Raw genomic sequence first — 2,321 nt, 5'->3', positions numbered from 1 at the left:
CGGGGCGTCCGGCCCCCCCATGTCGGGCCGGGCAACCTGGAGCGCGTGCGGGGCGAGCCGGACGACCGGTACGTCACCGGCGGGCGGCCAGGCGTCGAGCAGGCCGGCGGCGAACGCGGCCAGGTCCTCGGCGTCCATCCCGGCGTCCTGCGCGGTTCCGTTCGCTTTATCCGTCGCAGTGTCCGTCGCGGTGTCGGTCGCGGCCTTGTCCGCACAGCGCAGCGCCGGATCAAGGTGGACGACCAGAGCGGCGTCATCGGCCCCCCGCACGCGGACCCTGTCCCCGCGACGGAAGGTGTGACCGCATGTTCTGCATCTGAGGTGCGTCCACCATGACTCCGAGTGGGTGACGGCGGTCCGGCTCCCGTCGCCGCCGACCGGACTGCCTTCCAGTGCCTCACCGGATGGTTGTGGGTCCAGCCCCTCGCTGATGCCGGCTTCGAGCGCGGCCAACTCGCCGGCACCCGGGGGATCAGAGCTCAGCCGCACAGCATCTGCTCCGTGGGGCCACCGCCGAGGTCCGCCAGCAGCGCCTCAAGGACGGCCGGACGGAACGCGTCGCCAATGATCTCCACCCCGGACTCGGTCACGGTGATCTGCAACCGGACCAGCCGACCGTCTGGATAGTCGGCGTATTCGGATCCGTCGATGAGGTCCGGTAGAGACTCGACGAACGTGTTGCCGCTGGTCCGGCCGTCCGCCACGCTTCCGTCCGCCATGCTTCCGTCCGGCCCGCCGCCGTCCGTCCCGCTGCCATCGGTGGACTGCTTCACCGATCATCCCCCCATCGTCCCGGGATCGGCTGCCCACAGTGCGGGCAGGTGCCGTGCGTGACCACCGATTCCAGTGTCTCCCAGATGCCGCGTTGCACCAGCGACATCTCACATACCGGGCAGCGGGTTTCCCGGCCGGCGGCGCCGAGTGCCCGTTCGACGTAGACAAACCGCAGGCCGGCGTCCCACCCTGCCGCCCGCGCCGCAGCCAGGGCCTGCGGGCTGGTCGGGGGCGGCCGGCGCATCCGGAAGTCCGGGGTGAAGCGCAGCAGATGCCAGGGGATGTCCGGATCGATGCCGGCGAGGTGGCGGGCGATGGCGCGCAGCGCGTCCGGTTCGGCGGACACGCCGGGGATCAGCGGCGTGGACACCTCCACCCACACGCCGGCGGCGCGGAACCGCTCGACCGCGTCCAGCACGGGACGCAGCGGCGCACCGGTGAGCCGCTGGTGGGCGGACTCCCGCGCGGCCTTGACGTCGATGTTCACCGCGTCCAGCACCCCCGCGACCAGATCGATGGCGGGTGCGGTGAGGAAACCGTTGGTCTTCCACACGAGCGGCACGCCCGCCGGGGCTGCGAGGGCCGCAAGGTCCAGGGTCAGCTCCGGGGCGAGGCTCGGCTCGCTGTAGGACATGCCGAGGGACGCGCCGTCCGCGGCGGCCTGCGCGATCAGCTCGGCGGGTTGTGCGGGCCGGGCCGTCCAGGCGACGTCGGCGACCTGGCCGTACTGGGACAATCTGTGGTTGACGCAGTAGTTGCAGCGGAACGAGCATCCCGGCCCGGCGATCGTGAGCACCCGGCTCCCCGGCCGGACGTGGTAGAGCGGCTTGCGCTCGATCGCGTCGAGGTGCGCGACGGCGACCGCGTAGGTGGCGGTCTCCAGCACGCCGGCGTGGTTACGCCGCACGGCACAGACGCCGGTCTCGCCGACCCCCAGCTCGCAGCCGTGCGGGCACAGTAGACAGCGGATCCGTTGGTCGTCTGCGTGGCTTTCGCCGGATCCGCTCCCGCTGGGCTCGTTTTCGGCGGGTTCACCGAGTAGCGCCGGCCGCCACTGCGGCCCGGGTAGACCGTCAGGCCGTCGGTCGTCAGGCATGACGTGCTCCGACCGCGGATGGCCGGTCGCCCGAACCCCGCACCGGCAGGCGAGCGGTCGCCCGAGCCCCGCGCCGGCGGTCGCCTGAACGATGTGACTTTCGTGCTGCTCCCATAGCAGTGGATTCACATCCTTCGGCCGACGGGCGAGGGCTCGCCCGAGCCCCGCGCTGACGGCTGGTGGTTGTCCAGTCCAGCAGACCTGCCGATGTGGGTCTGGTCGTCGGTGGTCGGGGTGAGTAGGGCGTGGATGGCGTCGGTGAGGGTGGCCGCGTCGGGGTGGGGTGGGAGGTGGCGGTGGTACCGCCCGTCTGCGGTGGCAGTGGCGGTGGCGGTGCGGGATGTGTGGATGGTGCCCGGGTTGGGGGGTGGGGTGCCGGGGGGGTGGGTGGTCAGGAGTCGCAGGTGGGGTCGGGGTGGACGGGGTGGTCGTGGGCCTGTCTCGTATACAC

At 72.1% G+C, this 2,321-nt stretch carries 3 protein-coding genes and 1 pseudogene; all 4 read right to left on the bottom strand.

Going from position 1 to position 2,321, the window contains the following annotated elements; genetic code table 11:
- Positions 1-489 (bottom strand): hypothetical protein (locus tag U9980_RS26335; protein ID WP_322770395.1); only part of this gene is annotated, 489 nt, incomplete at its 3' end.
- Positions 480-719, bottom strand: coding sequence for a radical SAM-modified peptide, FtsH ternary system-associated (locus U9980_RS26330; RefSeq protein ID WP_416210403.1), 240 nt, complete (start codon positions 717-719; stop codon positions 480-482). The genes U9980_RS26335 and U9980_RS26330, both read right to left, overlap by 10 nt.
- Positions 720-769: 50 nt before the next feature.
- On the bottom strand, positions 770-1,870 hold the full coding sequence (gene amrS / locus U9980_RS26325) for an AmmeMemoRadiSam system radical SAM enzyme (protein WP_322770393.1): 1,101 nt from the start codon (positions 1,868-1,870) through the stop codon (positions 770-772).
- Positions 1,871-1,995: 125 nt separating this feature from the next.
- Positions 1,996-2,321: pseudogene (locus U9980_RS26320) on the bottom strand (hypothetical protein); the annotation flags it as partial.

Source organism: Protofrankia sp. Cr1 (assembly GCF_963555865.1).
Classification (GTDB): Bacteria; Actinomycetota; Actinomycetes; order Frankiales; family Frankiaceae; genus Protofrankia.
This window is presented reverse-complemented; position numbering and strand designations above follow the sequence as displayed.